General features: G+C 71.6%; 18 protein-coding genes and 1 rRNA gene. 7 read left to right on the forward strand and 12 right to left on the reverse strand.

The annotated features are described in order from the left end of the window. Window positions 1–195 precede the first annotated feature (195 nt). Window positions 196–2253, reverse strand: coding sequence for an ATP-dependent DNA helicase UvrD2 (locus AB0I91_RS27895; RefSeq protein WP_498784770.1), 2058 nt, complete (start codon window positions 2251–2253; stop codon window positions 196–198). A 72-nt stretch (window positions 2254–2325) separates the two neighbouring features. On the opposite strand from AB0I91_RS27895, the gene AB0I91_RS27900 reads away from it, so the two are divergent. Next, window positions 2326–3066, forward strand: a complete 741-nt coding sequence (locus tag AB0I91_RS27900; protein ID WP_498784768.1) for a DUF4191 domain-containing protein — start codon at window positions 2326–2328, stop codon at window positions 3064–3066. A gap of 134 nt (window positions 3067–3200) precedes the next feature. On the opposite strand, the gene AB0I91_RS27905 is transcribed toward AB0I91_RS27900, so the two are convergent. After that, the gene (locus AB0I91_RS27905; RefSeq protein WP_498784766.1) at window positions 3201–3674 is read right to left on the reverse strand and encodes an RDD family protein; all 474 of its coding nucleotides are present in this window, start codon (window positions 3672–3674) and stop codon (window positions 3201–3203) included. A gap of 194 nt (window positions 3675–3868) precedes the next feature. Between AB0I91_RS27905 and glnA the strand changes: the two genes are divergently transcribed. Continuing rightward, on the forward strand, window positions 3869–5293 hold the full coding sequence (gene glnA, locus AB0I91_RS27910; protein ID WP_498784764.1) for a type I glutamate--ammonia ligase: 1425 nt from the start codon (window positions 3869–3871) through the stop codon (window positions 5291–5293). A gap of 280 nt (window positions 5294–5573) precedes the next feature. On the opposite strand, the gene AB0I91_RS27915 is transcribed toward glnA, so the two are convergent. Further along, window positions 5574–5987, reverse strand: coding sequence for a YkvA family protein (locus tag AB0I91_RS27915; RefSeq protein WP_498784761.1), 414 nt, complete (start codon window positions 5985–5987; stop codon window positions 5574–5576). Beyond that, window positions 5988–6617, reverse strand: a complete 630-nt coding sequence (locus AB0I91_RS27920) for a hypothetical protein (RefSeq protein ID WP_498784759.1) — start codon at window positions 6615–6617, stop codon at window positions 5988–5990. A gap of 189 nt (window positions 6618–6806) precedes the next feature. Here AB0I91_RS27920 and AB0I91_RS27925 point away from each other — a divergent pair, with 189 nt between their 5' ends. Further along, window positions 6807–7022: a hypothetical protein gene (locus tag AB0I91_RS27925; protein WP_053717413.1), complete on the forward strand. Its 216-nt coding sequence runs from the start codon at window positions 6807–6809 to the stop codon at window positions 7020–7022. Between the two features lie 45 nt (window positions 7023–7067). Here the strand turns inward: AB0I91_RS27925 and AB0I91_RS27930 are convergent, their stop codons facing one another. The 6 genes from AB0I91_RS27930 to AB0I91_RS27955 all read right to left on the reverse strand — a co-directional run bounded on the left by AB0I91_RS27930 (window position 7068) and on the right by AB0I91_RS27955 (window position 13702). Then, complete coding sequence (locus AB0I91_RS27930) at window positions 7068–7997, reverse strand: NADP-dependent oxidoreductase (RefSeq protein ID WP_498784757.1); 930 nt, start codon at window positions 7995–7997, stop codon at window positions 7068–7070. 12 nt (window positions 7998–8009) lie between these two features. Next, window positions 8010–10952 (reverse strand): bifunctional [glutamine synthetase] adenylyltransferase/[glutamine synthetase]-adenylyl-L-tyrosine phosphorylase, encoded by a 2943-nt coding sequence (locus tag AB0I91_RS27935; protein ID WP_499639583.1) that lies wholly within the window; start codon window positions 10950–10952, stop codon window positions 8010–8012. A 39-nt stretch (window positions 10953–10991) separates the two neighbouring features. Next, window positions 10992–11216: a hypothetical protein gene (locus AB0I91_RS27940; RefSeq protein WP_498784753.1), complete on the reverse strand. Its 225-nt coding sequence runs from the start codon at window positions 11214–11216 to the stop codon at window positions 10992–10994. Beyond that, window positions 11213–12346 carry an inorganic phosphate transporter gene (locus AB0I91_RS27945; RefSeq protein ID WP_498784751.1) on the reverse strand — a complete coding sequence of 378 codons (1134 nt, stop codon included), beginning with the start codon at window positions 12344–12346 and terminating at the stop codon, window positions 11213–11215. The genes AB0I91_RS27940 and AB0I91_RS27945 overlap by 4 nt, the downstream gene beginning before the upstream one ends. 126 nt (window positions 12347–12472) lie before the next feature. Beyond that, window positions 12473–13210, reverse strand: coding sequence for a type 1 glutamine amidotransferase (locus AB0I91_RS27950; protein WP_499639585.1), 738 nt, complete (start codon window positions 13208–13210; stop codon window positions 12473–12475). Between the two features lie 15 nt (window positions 13211–13225). Continuing rightward, a complete protein-coding gene (locus AB0I91_RS27955; RefSeq protein ID WP_498784747.1) occupies window positions 13226–13702 on the reverse strand; it encodes a rhodanese-like domain-containing protein in 477 nt (158 codons plus the stop codon). Window positions 13703–13781: 79 nt separating this feature from the next. Here AB0I91_RS27955 and AB0I91_RS27960 point away from each other — a divergent pair, with 79 nt between their 5' ends. From AB0I91_RS27960 to AB0I91_RS27975, 4 genes are read left to right on the forward strand one after another with little or no spacing between them, the layout of a single operon-like run. Next, a complete protein-coding gene (locus tag AB0I91_RS27960; protein ID WP_053717420.1) occupies window positions 13782–14246 on the forward strand; it encodes an Lrp/AsnC family transcriptional regulator in 465 nt (154 codons plus the stop codon). A 30-nt stretch (window positions 14247–14276) separates the two neighbouring features. Beyond that, window positions 14277–14879, forward strand: a complete 603-nt coding sequence (locus tag AB0I91_RS27965; RefSeq protein ID WP_498784745.1) for a hypothetical protein — start codon at window positions 14277–14279, stop codon at window positions 14877–14879. A 2-nt stretch (window positions 14880–14881) separates the two neighbouring features. Further along, on the forward strand, window positions 14882–15490 hold the full coding sequence (locus AB0I91_RS27970; protein ID WP_499639588.1) for a hypothetical protein: 609 nt from the start codon (window positions 14882–14884) through the stop codon (window positions 15488–15490). Next, a complete protein-coding gene (locus AB0I91_RS27975) occupies window positions 15487–15693 on the forward strand; it encodes a helix-turn-helix domain-containing protein (protein ID WP_053717423.1) in 207 nt (68 codons plus the stop codon). The genes AB0I91_RS27970 and AB0I91_RS27975 overlap by 4 nt, the downstream gene beginning before the upstream one ends. On the opposite strand, the gene AB0I91_RS27980 is transcribed toward AB0I91_RS27975, so the two are convergent. After that, window positions 15674–16537, reverse strand: coding sequence for a GNAT family N-acetyltransferase (locus AB0I91_RS27980; protein ID WP_499639590.1), 864 nt, complete (start codon window positions 16535–16537; stop codon window positions 15674–15676). The genes AB0I91_RS27975 and AB0I91_RS27980 overlap by 20 nt on opposite strands. Before the next feature lie 69 nt (window positions 16538–16606). Continuing rightward, window positions 16607–16703 (reverse strand): 5S ribosomal RNA (gene rrf / locus AB0I91_RS27985); the annotation flags it as partial.

Here is a 16703-nt window from a genome sequence, read left to right on the forward strand (position 1 = left end):
CCCTGCACAGAGCGCTAGCGGCCGACCACCCGTACGGACCAGACCGCCCGCAGGCGGGCCTGGCGCGGTCACCGGCCGCGGATCATCGCGAGATCAACGCCAGCTCGACGACGGGCCGACGACGGGTCGGCACGGCCTCGACCCGGCCATGGCGGCGAGCGCAGCGAAGAGGTCGACGCGGGACGAACGCGAAGGTCAACGCCCGCCGCGCACGAGGGCCAGCACGTCGTCACCGAACCGGTCGAGCTTGGCCGCGCCGATGCCCGAGATCGACACCAGCCCGGCGACGTCCTCGGGCCGCTGCTCGGCGATCGCGACCAGCGTCGCGTCGGTGAACACCACGTAAGCGGGCACCTTGAGCTCACGGGCCCGGTCCGCCCGCCACGCCCGCAGCTTGGCCAGCAGCTCCTCGTCCAGGTCGGACGGGCACGAGGCGCAGCGGCTCAGCTTGATCGCCCGCGCGTCCACCAACGCCGACCCGCACACCCGGCACTGCGGCTTGGGCCGCTTCTGCAGCGGCTCCCGCTTCACGGCCGTGCGCGACGCCGGGTGGTCCTCCGGCACGAGCCCGTAGAGGAACCGGCTGCGCCGCCGGTACCGACGCCCGCCCGCGGCCCGCGCCAACGCCCACGACAGCCACAGGTGCTCACGGGCCCGCGTCACGCCCACGTACAGCAGCCGGCGCTCTTCCTCGATCGCCGCGTCGTCACCGTCGGCGTGCTGGATCGGCAACGTGCCCTCGACCAGCCCGACCAGGAACACCGCGTCCCACTCCAGGCCCTTCGCCGCGTGCAGGGACGCCAGCGTCACGCCCTCCACGGTCGGCGGGTGCTGGGCCTCGGCCCGCAGCTCCAACTCGGCCACGAACTTCGGCAGGTCCGCCGAGTCCACCGCGGTGACCAGCTCCTCGGCCAGTTCGACCAGCGCGAGCAGCGACTCCCACTTCTCCCGCGCCGTCCCGCCGGCGGGCGGCTCGTCGGTCAGGCCGATGCCGGCCAGCACCTCGCGCACGACCTTCGGCAGCTCGCCGGTCGGCTCGTGCGCCGCCGCCGAGCGCAACGCCACCATCGCCTGCCGCACCTCGGCGCGCTGGAAGAACCGCTCTCCGCCACGCACCTGATAAGGCACGCCGACCTCGGCCAACGCCTGCTCGAAGACCTCCGACTGGGCGTTGACGCGGTAGAGGACGGCGATCTCGCTGGCCGCCACGCCCTCGTCCAGCAGCGCCTTCACCCGCCGCGCGACGGCCGCGGCCTCCAGCGTCTCGTCGTCGAACTCGGTGAACGTCGGCTTCGGCCCGTCCGGGCGCTGCCCGATCAGCCGCAGCCTCGACCCGGAGGGGCGGTCGCGCGCCCACTTGATCACTTCGTTGGCCAGGCCAACGACCTGTGGGGTCGACCGGTAGTCGCGCTCCAGCCGCACCACGACGGCCTCGGGGAACCGGCGCGGGAAGTCCAGCAGCGGACGCGGCGAGGCGCCCGCGAACGAGTAGATGGTCTGGTTCGCGTCACCGACCACGGTCAGGTCGTCGCGCTGACCGAGCCACGCGTCGAGCACGCGCTGCTGCAACGGCGTGACGTCCTGGTACTCGTCCACCACGAAGCACCGGTACCGGTCGCGGAACTCCTCGGCGACCTCGCCGTGCTCCTCCAGCGCCGCCGCGGTGTGCAGCAGGAGGTCGTCGAAGTCGAGCAGCTGCGCCTGGTTCTTCAGCTCTTCGTAGGTCCGGTAGACCTGCGCGACCTGCTCGGCGGGCGCGGGCGTGTCGCGGCTCGTGCGGCCGGCGGCGTTCGGGTAGCCGTCGGGCGCGACCAGCGACGCCTTGGCCCACTCGATCTCGCCCGCGAGGTCGCGCAGCGAGTCCGACTCGGTGGACAGGCCGACGCGGTTGGCGGCCTGCGCGACCAGCCGCAGCTTGTTGCGGTCGATCAGCTGCCACTGCTCGCCGCCGACCACGCGCGGCCAGAAGTAGCGGAGCTGGCGCAGGGCGGCGGCGTGGAACGTGCGCGCCTGCGCGCCGTGCACGCCGAGCGCGCGCAACCGGGTCCGCATCTCGCCCGCGGCACGTGCGGTGAACGTGACGGCGAGGACTTGACCGGCGGAAACGTGCCCGCGCTGGACAAGGTGGGCAATGCGGTGCGTGATGGTGCGGGTCTTGCCGGTGCCGGCGCCCGCGAGCACGCAGACCGGACCGCGCGGAGCTTCCACCGCGGCGCGCTGTTCCGGGTCGAGTCCCTCCAGCAGCCCGTCCATGCGCTGCATCCTCGCAGAGGTCAGCGAGTACTCCCGTCATGGGGCGCGGCGGCGCGCCGTATCCTGGTGGGTATGGCTGGTAAGCAGGACAAGGCGGCTGCCAAGGCGGCCTCCAAGGAAGCGGCGAAGGCTCGGCGCGCGGCATCGAAGGCGAAGCGCAGCCAGATCTTCGAGGCGTTCAAGATGCAGCGCCGCGAGGACAAGGCGCTCGTGCCGTTGATGCTGGCGTGCCTGCTCGGCGCGACGGCCGCGGCGTTCCTGATCGGCCTCATCTGGGACATGCAGTGGGTGCTGCTGCCCATGGGCATCGCGGTGGGCGCGCTGCTCGCGGTCATCGTGTTCGGCCGCCGGGTGCAGCGCACCGTGTACGCGAAGGCGGACGGCCAGCCGGGCGCGGCGGCGTGGGCGCTGGACAACCTGCGCGGCAAGTGGCGCGTCACGCAGGCCGTGGCGGGCACCACGAGCGGCGACATGGTGCACCGGGTGCTCGGCCGGCCGGGCGTGGTGCTGGTCGCCGAGGGCGCGCCGCACCGGGTCAAGAACCTGCTCGCCCAGGAGAAGAAGCGGGTGGCGCGGGTGATCGGCGAGACGCCGATCTACGACGTCGTCGTGGGCACCGAGGACGGCCAGGTGCCGCTGCGCAAGCTGCAGAGCCACCTGATGAAGCTGCCGCGCAACATCTCGACCGCCCAGGTCGACACGATCGACAACCGGCTGGCCGCGCTGGCCAGTCGCGGCGCGGCGCTGCCCAAGGGCCCGATGCCCCAGGGTGCCAAGATGCGCAACGTGCAGCGCGCCATGCGTCGTCGCTGAGCCGCCACCGACGCGCGTTTCCGCAGCTCAGGCCCGTTCCGGCAGTCGTCCGGGACGGGCCTGCCGCATGAGCGGCCCCCTTCGCGCCCGGTAACGCGAACCGGCACCCGACCGCCGTCGGGCCCTCTCAACGGTCAGCGGGCCCTGAGGACGACGGTGCCCGCGGCCTTGTCGTGCAGGCCCCGGCCGTCGGCGTCCCACACCACCGCCGGGATGATGGGGAAGATCAACACCGTCCGCAGCGCGGCCCGCGGCAGGCCGACGCTCTGCGTGCCGTCCATCCGCACGACCCGCAGCCCGAACAGCGCGTGACCAGGGGTGAAGCCGAAGAGGCCGACCGCGACGACGGTGATGGCGAACCAGGCCAGCAGGCTCCAGTTCTGCGGCAGGTCGGGCATGGTGAACAGGCCCGCCACGCCGCCCGAGAGGGCGAAGTCGACCAGGATGGCAATCGCGCGGCGGCCCGTGGACGCGACGGAGCCCGGACCGGACTGGGGCAGGCCGAGGCGTTCACCCCGCCACCGCTGCCCGGTACCGTCTCCGGAGTCGGCGCCGGGTTCCAGCGCCGAGCGGGGTCCTGACAGCCACGAACCGGTCCACTTGCTCACCCCACCAGAGTAAGGCCGTGCTCAGCGGGTGAGGAGCGGCGGTCGGGTTGCCCGACCTGGGAGGCCCGTTAACACTGGCGAAACACGCGGGTGACGGCTGGGCAACACCACGGTCTTAGTTTCGCCACGATGGCAGGCCGCACCACGCAGCGGCGTACAACCACGCCCCCACCGCAGCAGAGGAGTCGACGAGGGTGTTCAAGAATCCCGACGAGGTCCTGAAGTTCATCTCCGACGAGGGCGTGAAGTTCGTCGACGTCCGCTTCAGCGACCTGCCCGGCGTGATGCAGCACTTCACGCTCCCGGCCAGCGCGTTCGACGCCGACGCCATCGCCGAGGGCCTCGCGTTCGACGGCTCGTCGGTGCGCGGCTTCCAGTCGATCCACGAGTCGGACATGCTGCTGCTGCCCGACCTCTACACCGCGCGCCTCGACCCGTTCCGGATCGAGAAGACGCTGATCGTCAACTTCTTCGTGCACGACCCGTTCACGCGTGAGGCCTACAGCCGCGACCCGCGCAACATCGCGCGCAAGGCCGAGCAGTACATCACCGAGTCGGGCATCGCGGACACCGCGTACTTCGGCGCCGAGGCGGAGTTCTACATCTTCGACTCGATCCGCTTCGACACCACCGCGAACGCCTCCTTCCACGAGATCGACTCGATCTCCGGCGCCTGGAACACCGGCCGTGAGGAAGAGGGCGGCAACCGCGGCTACAAGGTCAAGTACAAGGGCGGCTACTTCCCCGTCTCGCCGACCGACCACTACGCGGACCTGCGCGACAAGATGGTCCTCAACATGCAGGCCCAGGGCTTCTCCGTCGAGCGCGCGCACCACGAGGTGGGCACCGCCGGGCAGTCCGAGATCAACTACAAGTTCAACACGCTGCTGCACGCCGCGGACGACCTGATGCTGTTCAAGTACATCATCAAGAACACCGCGTGGCAGGCCGGCAAGACCGTGACGTTCATGCCGAAGCCGCTGTTCGGCGACAACGGCTCGGGCATGCACACCCACCAGTCGCTGTGGAAGGACGGCCAGCCGCTGTTCCACGACGAGTCCGGCTACGCGGGCCTGTCGGACACGGCGCGGCACTACATCGGCGGCATCCTGCACCACGCGCCGTCGCTGCTGGCGTTCACCAACCCGACGGTGAACTCCTACCACCGCCTGGTCCCGGGCTACGAGGCCCCGGTGTCGCTGGTCTACTCCCAGCGCAACCGGTCGGCGTGCGTGCGCATCCCGATCACCGGCAACAACCCCAAGGCCAAGCGCATCGAGTTCCGCTGCCCCGACTCGTCGGGCAACCCGTACCTGGCCTTCTCGGCCATGGTCATGGCCGGCCTGGACGGCGTGAAGAACAAGATCGAGCCGCCGGCCCCGATCGACAAGGACCTCTACGAGCTGCCGCCCGAGGAGGCCCGCGACGTCAAGCAGGTGCCGGCGTCCCTGGACGCGGTGCTGGACAGCCTCGAGGCGGACCACGAGTTCCTCCTGGAGGGCGGCGTCTTCACGCCGGACGTCATCGACACCTGGATCTCGTTCAAGCGGGAGCAGGAGATCGACCCGCTGCGCCTGCGCCCGAACCCCTACGAGTTCGCGCTCTACTACGACGTGTGATCGGCGCGGGGCTCTGACCAGCAGTTCCGCCGGTTGAAGCCCCACTCACACCTCCACAGGCCGAAGGCCCGGTGACCACCACGGTCACCGGGCCTTCGGCCTTCCACGAGCAGGTCAGGTCGAGGACGGCGTGGACGAGCGGGGCCGCACCAGGGGCGGCTCACTCGCCTCGGAGTCGAGGTGCCTGAACGGCCCTCCGCTCGCCGGCATCGGACTCTCAGCCTCGTCCCGTCGTACGGTCACCGGTCGGCACGGAAAGGCGCGCAGCGTACCGACCGCGTTACCCCCTGCTCGCCCCGCCCGGCCCGACGCCGGCCAACCGGCGCACCACCGCCAGCCCGTCCGCGGTACCGGGCCAGTGGGCTTCCACCAGGTCGAACGCGGTCGCACGGATCACCGAACGCAGCACCCAGCACACCACGATCGCGTCGTCCGCGTACCCCAGCACCGGGATGAAGTCGGGCACCAGGTCGAACGGCAGCGCCAGGTACCCCAGCAGCAGCCACAGCCGCACGCGCGCCGACCGCGGCACCCGCGGGTCACGGGCCAGGCGCGTCACCAACCGCAGCACGTCCGGCAGCAGCCGCAGCACCAACCGCAGCGCCACGCCGCGGGGCCGGACCAGGAACAGACCGAGGAGCAGCACCAGCCACAGGCCGACCAGCCCGACCAGCACACCGACGAGGACGTCCACCTACTCGGGGATCGGGATCCCGGTCACGGTCACCGCACCGCCGGTCGGCGCGAGCTGGCCGATGATCCCCGCGAACGTCAGCGAGAACGACGTGCTGTCGGCGCCGGCCTTCCGGTCCAGCTCCAGGTACCCGTTGATGCTGGAGTTCTTCGCGATCGACACCGGCCACCGGCTGGTGGACACCGACGCGGCGTAGTCGCGCTGCGCGTCGTCGACCGCCGAGATGGACGCGAGGGGCAGGTCCATCTTCGCGTTGCTGGCGTTGATCGCGGTGGCGAACACCTTGAGGCGGCCACCGGAGTTCTCCACCTTCGTGATCTCCACGGTGAGCAGGCCGCGCGCCTGCTTCCACGACCCCGTGAGCACCTTGGTGTCCACGCTGGGCGGCGCTTCTTCCTCCGAGGTCGTGCCCACCGCGCCGTCCAGGCCGCCGACGGTGTCCTCCGAGGTGGGAGAGGTGGAGGTGGGCGTGGTCGAAGAAGTTTCGCGCAGAGTGACGCTCAACGCGCCGACGCCGACCGTGCCGGCGGTGACCGCCTGGATCACCCCGAGCAGGACCAGCACGCCGAGCATGACCAAGCTGATCTTCAAAGCCGCGCTGCTCTTCTTGCGGTGGGTCTCGTCGTCCATGACGTCCTTCGTCCGGGCGCACGCGTGCGAACGTGAATCTCCCCCAGGAGTGTCGCTAGTCTCGACATAAGGAACACCAATAGTCAATGCGTGGCGGCCCTAGATCGACGGTGTGTAGCCCCCGATCAACACGCCGTCGACACCAGGGCTGCTCCTACCCCGATCGGGGAGGGCGGTTAAGGTCGCGCCGTGTCTGATGACGTCGCAACCCCCGCCCAGGTGCTGTCCACCAACATCTTCGACTCCGCCGCCGAGGCGATCGAGGCGATCGGCGCCGCCGACGTGCTCGGTCTCGGCGTCCGGGTGTCGAACCGCCTCGTCCAGGACGAGGAATCCGACGACACGCTCGTCGAGGAGTGGATCGTCGAACTGCTCACCACGGTCCCGACCGTCGACGAGGAGTAGGCAGCCGGAGGGCCCCCGCCCTCGACGGGGGCCCTCCACCACACGTCACACCGTCAGCACGACCTTGCCGCGCACGTGCTTGCCCTCCAGCAGCCGGTGCGCCTCGGCGGCCTGCGCCAGCGGGAACGTCTGCTGCACCTCCACCTTCAGCGCGCCCGAGCCCGCCTGCCCGGCCAGCCAGTCCAGGTCCTCCCGCACGGGCTTGGCGTAGGAGTACCGGCCGCCGAGCTCCAGCACGTTGGTATCCACAATGGACACGATCCGGGCCGGGTCGCGCACCAGCGCGGGCGAGTCGTTGAGCGCCGCGCCGCCGACGCAGTCGAACGCCACGTCGACCAGCCCGTCGCCGCCGACGAGCTCGGCCACGTTGTCCACGAGCGCGTCCCCGTAGGCCACCGGCTCCGCGCCCAACGACCGCAGGAACCCGTGGTTGCGCGGCGACGCCGTGCCGATCACCCTTGCCGCGCCGAGGATCCGCGCCACCTGCACGGCCAGGTGCCCGACACCGCCCGCGGCGGCGTGCACGAGCACCGTGTCACCCGACGACACCCCGACCTTGCGCAACGACTGCAACGCCGTGAGCCCGGTGAGCGAGAGCGCGCCCGCCTCCACGAACGACAGCGACGCCGGTTTGTGCGCCAACCCGCGCTCGGTGGCGGCGATCAGCTCCGCGTACGTCCCGTGCTGCACGTGGTCCTTGCGCTGGTAGCCGAACACCTCGTCGCCGACGGCGAACCCGTCCACCGCGGGCCCGACGGCGCGCACCACCCCGGCCATGTCCCAGCCCGGCACGAGGGGGAAGTGGCACGGCGTCGAACTCGCCACGTACCCCATGCGCACCAGCCGGTCGACCGGGTTCACCCCGGCGGCACGCACCTCGACCAGCACCTGGTCCAGCGCGATCGGCGGGTCAGGCAGCTCCCGCACCACGAGGACTTCGGCATCTCCGAATTCGGTCTGCGCGATCGCTTTCACGAACCCCAGTGTTCAGGAACCGTAGAAGATGCGCTCGATCACGGCCCGCGCGCGACGCGTCGTGCGCCGGTAGGAGTCCAGGAACCCGCCCGGGTCGCCCGCGTGCCCCATCGCCGACGCCACCGCGGCCAGGTCGCGCCCGGCCGTGGGCAGCTGGTCACCGGCCTTGCCCTTCACCAGCACGACGGCGTTGCGCGCCTCGGTCGCCATCACCCACGCGTCCATCAGGGCCGACGAGTCGTCCTCCGACACCAGGCCCGCCTCGGTCGCCGCGCGCAGCCCGCGCACGGTCGACGGCGTGCGCAGGCCGGGCACCTCGCACGCGTGCTGCAACTGGAGCAGCTGCACGGTCCACTCGACGTCCGCGAGCCCGCCCCGCCCCAGCTTGGTGTGCGTGGACGGGTCGGCGCCGCGCGGCAGCCGCTCGGCCTCGACGCGTGCCTTGATGCGCCGGATCTCCCGCACCGCGGCGGCGTCCAGCCCGTGCTCGGGGTAGCGCACCGGGTCGATCATCTCGATGAACCGCGCGCCGAGGTCCGCGTCGCCGCCGATGAACCGCGCTCGCAGCAGCGCCTGCGCCTCCCACAGCTCGGCCCACTGCGCGTAGTAGGCCCGGTAGGAGTCGAGCGTGCGCACCAGGGGCCCCTGCCTGCCCTCCGGCCGCAGGTCGGTGTCCACCTGCAACGGCGGGTCCTGGCTGGGCGCGCTGAGCAGCCGCCGCACCTGCTCCACCACCGACGACGCGTACCGGGCGGCGTCGGGGTCGCTCACGCCCTCGGCGGGCTCGCACACGAACAGCACGTCGGCGTCCGAGCCGTACCCCAGCTCGCGCCCGCCGAGCCGGCCCATGCCGATGACCGCGATCGACGCCAACCGCTCACCGGCCGACCGCACCACCGCGTCCAACGCCCCCTGCAACACCGCCACCCACACCTCGGACAGCGACACGCACACCGTCCGCAGCGGCACCAGCCCGAGCAGGTCCGCCGACGCCACCCGCAGCAGCTCCTGGCGGCGCAGGGACCGGGCGGCGGTGACCGCGCGTCCCAGGTCGCTGTACCGGGACACGGCGCTGCGCAGCGGGTTGCCGATGGTCATCGGGTCGCGGCCGACGAGCGCGTCGGTGTCGGCCAGCAGCGGCAGCACCTCGGGCGCGCGCACCAGCAGGTCCGGCACGAGCTTCGACGTGCCCAGCAGCGCGGCCAGCCGGTCGACCACCGTGCCCTCGTCCCGCAGCAGCCGCAGGTACCAGGGCGTCTCGGCCAACGCCTCCGACACCTTCCGGTACGCCAGCAGCCCGCGGTCGGGGTCCGGGGTGGTGGCGAACAGGTCCAGCAGCACCGGCAGCAGCGCCGTCTGGATCCGCGCCCGCCGGGAAACGCCCCTGGTCAGCGCCTCGATGTGCTTCAACGCGCCGTCCGGCGCGGCATACCCCAGAGCGGCCAGTCGCGCCGCGGCCTGCGACGTGGTCAACCGCAGCCCCTCGGTCGGCACCTTCGCGACGGCCTCCAGCAGCGGCCGGTAGAACAGCTTCTCGTGCAGCCGGCGCACCTGGTTGGCGCGCTTGCGGAACTCGGCGAGCAGCACCTGGCTCTCCGACAGCCCGCCCTCGGCCTGCAACCCCGACGCACGAGCCAGCCAGCGCAGCGCGACCACGTCGTCGTCGGCCGGGAACAGGTGCGTGCGCAGCAGCCGCTGCAGCTGCAACCGGTGCTCCAACGTGCGCAGGAACCGGTAGGCGCGGCCGAAGTCGGCGGCGTCCGCGCGGCCGACGTACCCGCCGCGCCCCAACGCCGTCAACGCCTGGGTGGTCGTGGTGATGCGCAGCTCCTCGTCACCGCGACCGTGCACGAGTTGCAGCAGCTGCACGGCGAACTCGACGTCACGCAGCCCGCCGCGGCCCAGCTTCAGCTCCCGGTCGGTCAGGCTCACCGGCACGTGGTCCTCCACGCGGCGGCGCATGGCCTGCACGTCGGGCACGAAGTTCTCCCGTTCGGCGGCCGTCCACACCAGGGGCCGCACCACGTCCATGTACCGCAGGCCGAGCTCCTCGTCGCCGGCCACCGGCCTGGCCTTCAGCAGCGCCTGGAACTCCCACGTCCGCGCCCACCGCTGGTAGTAGGTGGCGTGGCCGTCCAGCGTGCGCACCAGCGCGCCCGCCTTGCCCTCCGGCCGCAGCGCCGCGTCCACCTCGAAGCACGCCTGGCCCGCGATCTGCATCACGGCGCCGGCCAACCGGGTCGCGACGGCCAGGTCGCCCTCGCCGACGAACACCACGTCGACGTCGCTGACGTAGTTCAGCTCACGCGCGCCGCACTTGCCCATCGCGATCACCGCGAGCCGGCACTCGTCCGACCGCGGCACCTGCCGCCCGGCGACGTCCAGCGCGGCCCGCAACGCGGCCACCGCCAGGTCCGACAGCAGGCTGGCCACGTCGTCGTAGTTGACGTACGGCTGGTCGGGCTCGACCACGTGCGCCAGGTCGTCGGCGGCGATCCGGCACAGCAGCGCCCGGTAGCCGAGCCGCAGCGCGCGCACCGCGTCCGCGCCGGTCAGCCCTTCGACCGCGGCGAGGAGGGCGGGCACGAACGACCCCGCGTCCACCGGCTCGGCGTCTACCAGGTCGTGCCAGCGGTCCGGGTTGGCGACCAGGAAGTCCGACAGCGCGGTGGACGAGCCCAGCACCGCGAGCAGCCGCCCGCGCAACGCCTCGACGTCCCGCAGCGCCTGGTCCAGCTCGGGCCAGCGGTCACCGAGCGCGACGCGCAGCCGGTCGACCCCGAGCAACGCCAGGTCCGGGTCCGGGCTGCGGGACAACGCCACCAGGATCGGCTCGTTGCCCTCGCTCGGCCGCCGCCCCTCCCACCACCCGGCGGCGCGCAGGTGCTCACCGCCGCGCGCCTCGGTCAGGCCGAACCGCGCGGGGGACGTGGGCAGGCGGGCTGGATCGGTCATCGACGAACACCGTAGCCCGCCGGGACGCCGGAAAAAGCGTCAGCCCGCCACGATCAAGTAGATGCCGAACAACACTACGGTCACGCACGCCAGCAGGCACGCCACCGCCACGACCGTCGGCGCCGCCGTGGACGCCTGCCGCTCCTGCGCCGCCTCCCGCGCCGACAGCGCGCGCAGCCCGCCGGAGAACAGCAGGACCAGCCCCAGCACCACCGCGAGGCTCACCCCGAACACGGCGCCCAACGCCGCCCAGTCGATCTTCACGCCGCCACCTTGTGCGTCTCGGCCTGTGCCGCGATCTCGTCCACCACGTGCTCGGGCCGCACCGGCTCGCGGCGCGACAGCAGCCAGATCACCAGCGCCACGCCCATGCCGACCACCGCCACGGCCACCACGCCCGCCGTGCCGAGCGACGCGACCTTGCCCGCGAGCGCGCCGACCAGGCCCGCCGCCGGCAGCGTCAGCCCCCAGGCCGCCGCCATCCGACCCGCCACGCCCCACCGCACGCCGTCGCGCTGGCGGCCCAGGCCGGAGCCCATGATGCCGCCGGACGCGACGTGCGTCGTGGACAGCGCGAACCCGAGGTGCGAGGACGCCATGATCACGGTCGCCGCGCTGGTCTGCGCGGCGAAGCCCTGCGGCGCCTCGATGGTGGTCAGGCCCGAGCCGAGGGTCTTCGTGATCCGCCAACCGCCCAGGTAGGTGCCCAGCGCGATGGCGATCGCCGCGCTCAGGATCACCCAGAGGGGCGGTTCCGAACCCGGCGCGAGCGTCCCGGCGGTGATCAGCGTGAGCGTGATGATGCCCATCGTCTTCTGCGCGTCGTTCGTGCCGTGCGCCAGCGACATGAGCGCGGCCGACGCGATCTGGCCCGCCTTGAAACCCCGGTCCGTCACGGACTTCCGCGCCCTCTTGGTCAGCCGGTAGGTCAGGTAGGTCGCCACCAGCGCCACGATCCCCGCCACCAGCGGCGCGGCGATCGCGGGCGCGACGACCTTGTCCACGACCTTCGCGAAGTGCACCGCGTCCGCGCCCGAGGCGACCCAGGCCGCGCCGATCAGGCCGCCGAACAGGGCGTGCGACGAGCTCGACGGCAGCCCGACGTACCAGGTCACGAGGTTCCACATGATCGCGCCGATCAGCCCGCCGAAGACGATCGCAGGGGTGATTCTGGCGTCGTCGACGATCCCGCCGGAGATCGTCTTGGCCACCTCGACCGACAACAGCGCTCCCACCAGGTTCAACACCGCGGAGAAGGCGACGGCCGTGCGTGGCCGCAGCGCGCCGGTGGCGATGGAGGTCGCCATCGAGTTCGCGGTGTCGTGGAAGCCGTTGGTGAAGTCGAAGACCAGAGCCGTGATGACCACGATGATGACGAGGAGCGAGGCATCCACGCTGATTCCTCCAACTGAATCGACACAGTCGAAGGTAAACGCTACCCGTCTGGCCGATGAACACTCACGACGACGAGGTGAACGCTACCTGTCCGAACGATGAACGCTCACATCGGTGGAGGTTCATCACACCAGCGGCAGGCTCCGGTGGATCGTCAGCTCACCGGCGGCCAGGCGCACGAATCGTTCGGCAAACGGTTGCCACACCTCCTGAATGTCCTCGTGACCGGCCGCGAGACGGTCCGGGTCGAGCACCTCCGGCCGCACGTTCACCACCGCCTCGGGGTACCCCTCGGCCCAACCCAGAACCATGTCCGGCGTGGTCTCGATGTGGAACTGCACGCCGTAGGCGCGGTCACCGACCCGGAACGCCTCGTTCGCGCACTTCGGGGAGGACGCGAGCAACAACGCCGTCGGCGGCAGCAGGCCGACCTCGTCCTCGTGGAACTGGAGCACGTCCGGCGTCCACGGCAGCTCGTCGAACAACGGGTCGCCGCTCGCCGCGTCCCGCTTGGCCACCAGCCGCACGCCGACGTCGTGCCCCTGCGGGCTGCGCCGCACCTGCCCGCCGGTGGCCGCGGCCAGCAGCTGCGCGCCGAGGCAGATCGCGAGCAGCGGCACCCGCTTCGACACCGCGTGGGACAGCAGCTTGCGCACGTCCGCGAGCCACGGGTGCGCGACGTCGTCCAGCGCGCCCATCGCGCCGCCCAGGCAGACCACGCCCTGGTAGCCGTCGAGCGTCCCCGGCACCGGTTCCTCGTACGGTTTCACCACGTCCAGCACCGCCCCGGCGGTGGTCAGCCACTCGCCGAGGCGGGCGGGCGGGTCGTCGCGGTCGGGTTGCAGCACGAGCAGGCGCGTCACCCGTCCGAGGGTAGATCAGCAGTCGCAGGAGATTCCGTGCAGGCTCGTGCCGCCGTCACCCGCCGCAGCGCCGGCCCCGACCGCGTCACCCTCGACCGCGTCACCTTCCACCGGGTAGCCCGACGCGTGCCAGGTCGTGATGCCGCCGGCCAGTCGCTTCACCTTGAACCCGAGCCGCGACAGCTTGAGCGCGCCCTTGGTGGCGGCGTTGCACTCGAAGCTCTCGCAGTAGCAGACGTAGACGAGGTCGCGGTCCCAGTCGGCGGTGGTTGTCTCGTCCACGTCCCAGTGCGGGAGGTTGATCGCGCCGGGGATGCGGACCCGGGCGAACGCCTCGGGACTGCGGGTCTCGACGAGCTGGAAGCCCTCGGTCGTGCCTGCCTTCAGGTCCCGGACCACGTCGTCCGGGTCGGCCTCGAAGGCCAGTTCCGCGGCGAAGAACGCGGCGGCGGCAGCGGGGTCGGCGGCGGGGAAGCGGAGCGTGTTGGTCATGGGTAAATCGTGGCTGACCAGCGTGTTCTGTCCCATGCGGAACTCCAGGCGTGGCGCGGGTTCCGCTTACGATTCCACGGTGGAACTGGACGATCTGGATTGGAAGTTGTTGGACCTGCTCCAGCGGGACGGCCGGATGACGTTCACCGAGCTGGCCAAGCGGGTCTCCCTGTCCGCGCCCGCGACGACCGAGCGCGTGCGCCGGCTGGAGCAGGCCGGGATCGTCACCGGGTACGTCGCGGTGGTCGACCCGCAGCGGCTCGGGCTGCCGATCGAGGCCATCGTGCGGGTGCGGGTGCGCAGCCTGGACACGCCCCGGTTCCGGGAACGGGTGGTGACGCTCGCGCAGGTGCGCGACGCCGACCACGTGACCGGTGACGACTGCTGGCTGCTGCGCGTGGTGTGCCGGTCGATGGTGGAGCTCGAGGAGTTCGTGGAGCAGGCCCAGCGGTACGGCGACACGACCACGTCCCTGGTGTTCTCCTCCCACGCCCGCAACCGGCCCGTGACGCGGGACGTGCTGGAGGGTATCGTTTCTCGATAGCATCGATAAACGATATGCGGGGGGCATCTCATGTCGAGGGGGAACGCGTTGGAGCCGTTGACCGGCGTGGTGTCCGCGGTGTTCGCGCTGAGCCTGGGGGCGTTCGGCCTCACCACCGCGATCCGGCTGACGATCGGCTTGTTCGACCCGGTGTGCTTCACCGCCAAGTACTGGCCGCACGACGCGGAGGGCCGCGACCTGGTCGCGGGAGTCCGGCTGGACGACGTCGACCGGGTCACGCTGTGCGTGGACGACCCCGTGCCGTGGCAGCACGTGCTCGACTTCCTGTCCGAGGCGCCGACCGCCGTCACCAGGGTCGGCGCGCTCCTGCTGCTCCTGTTGCTGCTGCGGCGTGCCGCGCTCCACGGCATCTACACCCCGGCCACGGCGGCCGACGTGCGGCGCTTCGGCCACTACCTGCTGTGGGTGCTGCCGGCGGCGGCGATGGTCGAGTCGATCGCGCGGACCACGCTCGTGCACGCCGCCGTGACGTTCGACGCGGGCTTCGCGTCGTTCTTCGGCGAGTGGGAGGCGCCGTGGTTCGCGGTCATCACGGGCATCGCGCTGCTGTCGCTGGCGAAGATCGTGCGGGACGGCGCGGAGATGCGCGCGGACCTCGAAGGGACGGTCTGATCGTGGAGCAGGACGTGCTGAGGCCGTTCACCAAGGTCGTGCGCCTCATGTGGTCGGTCGCCGCGGTGGGCTTCCTGCTCGGGGTGACGACCGAGGTCGGCAACACCGTCCGCGACCTGTGCTTCTCCTCGGCCGCGATCGCCAGCGGGTTCGGCGCGCGGTACCTGGGTGAAGGAGCGCTGCGCGAGGGTGTGGCCAACTACCCGTCGGAGCTTCGCTACTGCCTGCACGACCCCGGCCTTCCCGAGCGGGTGCTCGGTGTCCTCGACGGCGCCCTGACGTGGTTCGCCTACGCCGTGCTGTTCTTCCTGCTGATGAGGCTGCTGGAACGCGCGGCGTCCGAGGGCGTCCACACGGCGGCGACCGCGGACCGGCTGCGCCGACTCGGGTGGTTCACGCTCGTGGCCATGCCGGTCGTGACGTCGGCCGAAGCCGTCGTGCGCCTGCTGTTGCTGAGGCAGGCCGTCACGTTCGACGTGCCCCTGGTCGAGTTCCTGTTCGACTGGTCCGTGCCGTGGTGGGCGGTGGTCACCGGCGTGGGCCTGCTGACGCTTGGCAAGATCATGCGCACGAGCGCGGAGATGCGCGCGGACCTGGAGGGAACCGTGTGAGCATCCAGGTGCACCTCGACCGGCTGCTGGCCGAGCGCGGGATGACCTTGACCGAGTTGGCGGACCGAGTCGGCGTGACCGTGGTCAACCTGTCGATCCTCAAGAACGGCCGGGCCAGGGCGATCCGGTTCAGCACGCTGACCGCCCTGTGCGAGGCGTTGGACTGCCAGCCGGGCGACCTGCTCAGTCACCGGCCGGGGTGAACACGAACTCCGCCGAGTCGACCACCGGCCGGAACCCGATCCGCTGGTAGATCGAGTTCGACGTCGGGTTCGCCAGGTCTGTGTAGAGGACCACGTGCTCGGCGCCGTTCTTCCGCGCCCACGACGCGCAGGCGGCCGTGACCGCCGCGCCGTAACCGTGCCTGCGGTGCTCGGGCGGGGTGTAGACGGGGCCGATGCGGGACATGCCGGACGCCGGCGCGTTCGCCGCCGCCCACGCCACCGGGGTGTCGCCGACGTGCCAGATCAGGTGACCGTGCCCGGCCGCCAGGCTGACGCGCAGCATCAACCGGGAGCGGTCGTCGCTCCCCTCGTCCCGGGCCTGCTCGGTCGCCTCGACGGCGAACTCCGTGCGCCAGTGGCTGAGCAGTTCGAGGTCGTCCAGGGTCGCCAGGCGCGCGGCGCCGGGGACCTCGGGCGTGACCAGGTCGCCCAGCTCGTACAGGCGGAGCGCCATGTGCTCCCGCGCGTTGCAGCCCGTGCGGGCGGCCCAGGCGACGACGAAGGCCTCCACCGACTCCCGCGGCCCGTTGACGCCGGGCAGCTCCACGTCGCCGGCCAGCGCGTCCGCGACGACCTCCGCCCACTCCGGCGCCACACCGCTCAAGGTCAGCGGCCACGGCGGCGTGCGCAGTGCCGCGGCCACCAGGACGCCGTCCTCGGAAACGCTGACCAGCAGCGGTGGCTCGTCCTCCGGGTCGGCGTGGTTGAGCCTGCGGTCGACCGCCGCGATCGGGATCGTGTGGAACACCGGGTCGGCGTTGAAGAAGTCGCCCGTCAACGCCCAGAACTCCGCCAGGTCGTCGTGTCTCGTCACCTCGGCCACGAAACGGACGGTAACGCAAAAAACCCTCAGGGGCACTCGAGTAAACGAGTGCCCCTGAGGGTGAAGTATGCTCGGCGGCGTCCTACTCTCCCACACCCTCACGAGTGCAGTACCATCGGCGCTGGAAGGCTTAACTACCGGGTTCGGAATGGGACCGGGTGTTCCC

The sequence above is a fragment of the Actinosynnema sp. NPDC049800 genome (assembly GCF_040656635.1).
Classification (GTDB): Bacteria; Actinomycetota; Actinomycetes; order Mycobacteriales; family Pseudonocardiaceae; genus Actinosynnema.

What these genes read in the sequence shown, in the direction of transcription:
- AB0I91_RS27895 (WP_498784770.1), bottom strand. Translation starts at nt 2,253, where the DNA reads ATGGACGGGCTGCTGGAGGGACTCGACCCGGAACAGCGCGCCGCGGTG.
- AB0I91_RS27900 (WP_498784768.1), top strand. Translation starts at nt 2,326, where the DNA reads ATGGCTGGTAAGCAGGACAAGGCGGCTGCCAAGGCGGCCTCCAAGGAA.
- AB0I91_RS27920 (WP_498784759.1), bottom strand. Translation starts at nt 6,617, where the DNA reads ATGGACGACGAGACCCACCGCAAGAAGAGCAGCGCGGCTTTGAAGATC.
- AB0I91_RS27935 (WP_499639583.1), bottom strand. Translation starts at nt 10,952, where the DNA reads ATGACCGATCCAGCCCGCCTGCCCACGTCCCCCGCGCGGTTCGGCCTG.
- AB0I91_RS27955 (WP_498784747.1), bottom strand. Translation starts at nt 13,702, where the DNA reads ATGACCAACACGCTCCGCTTCCCCGCCGCCGACCCCGCTGCCGCCGCC.
- AB0I91_RS27965 (WP_498784745.1), top strand. Translation starts at nt 14,277, where the DNA reads ATGTCGAGGGGGAACGCGTTGGAGCCGTTGACCGGCGTGGTGTCCGCG.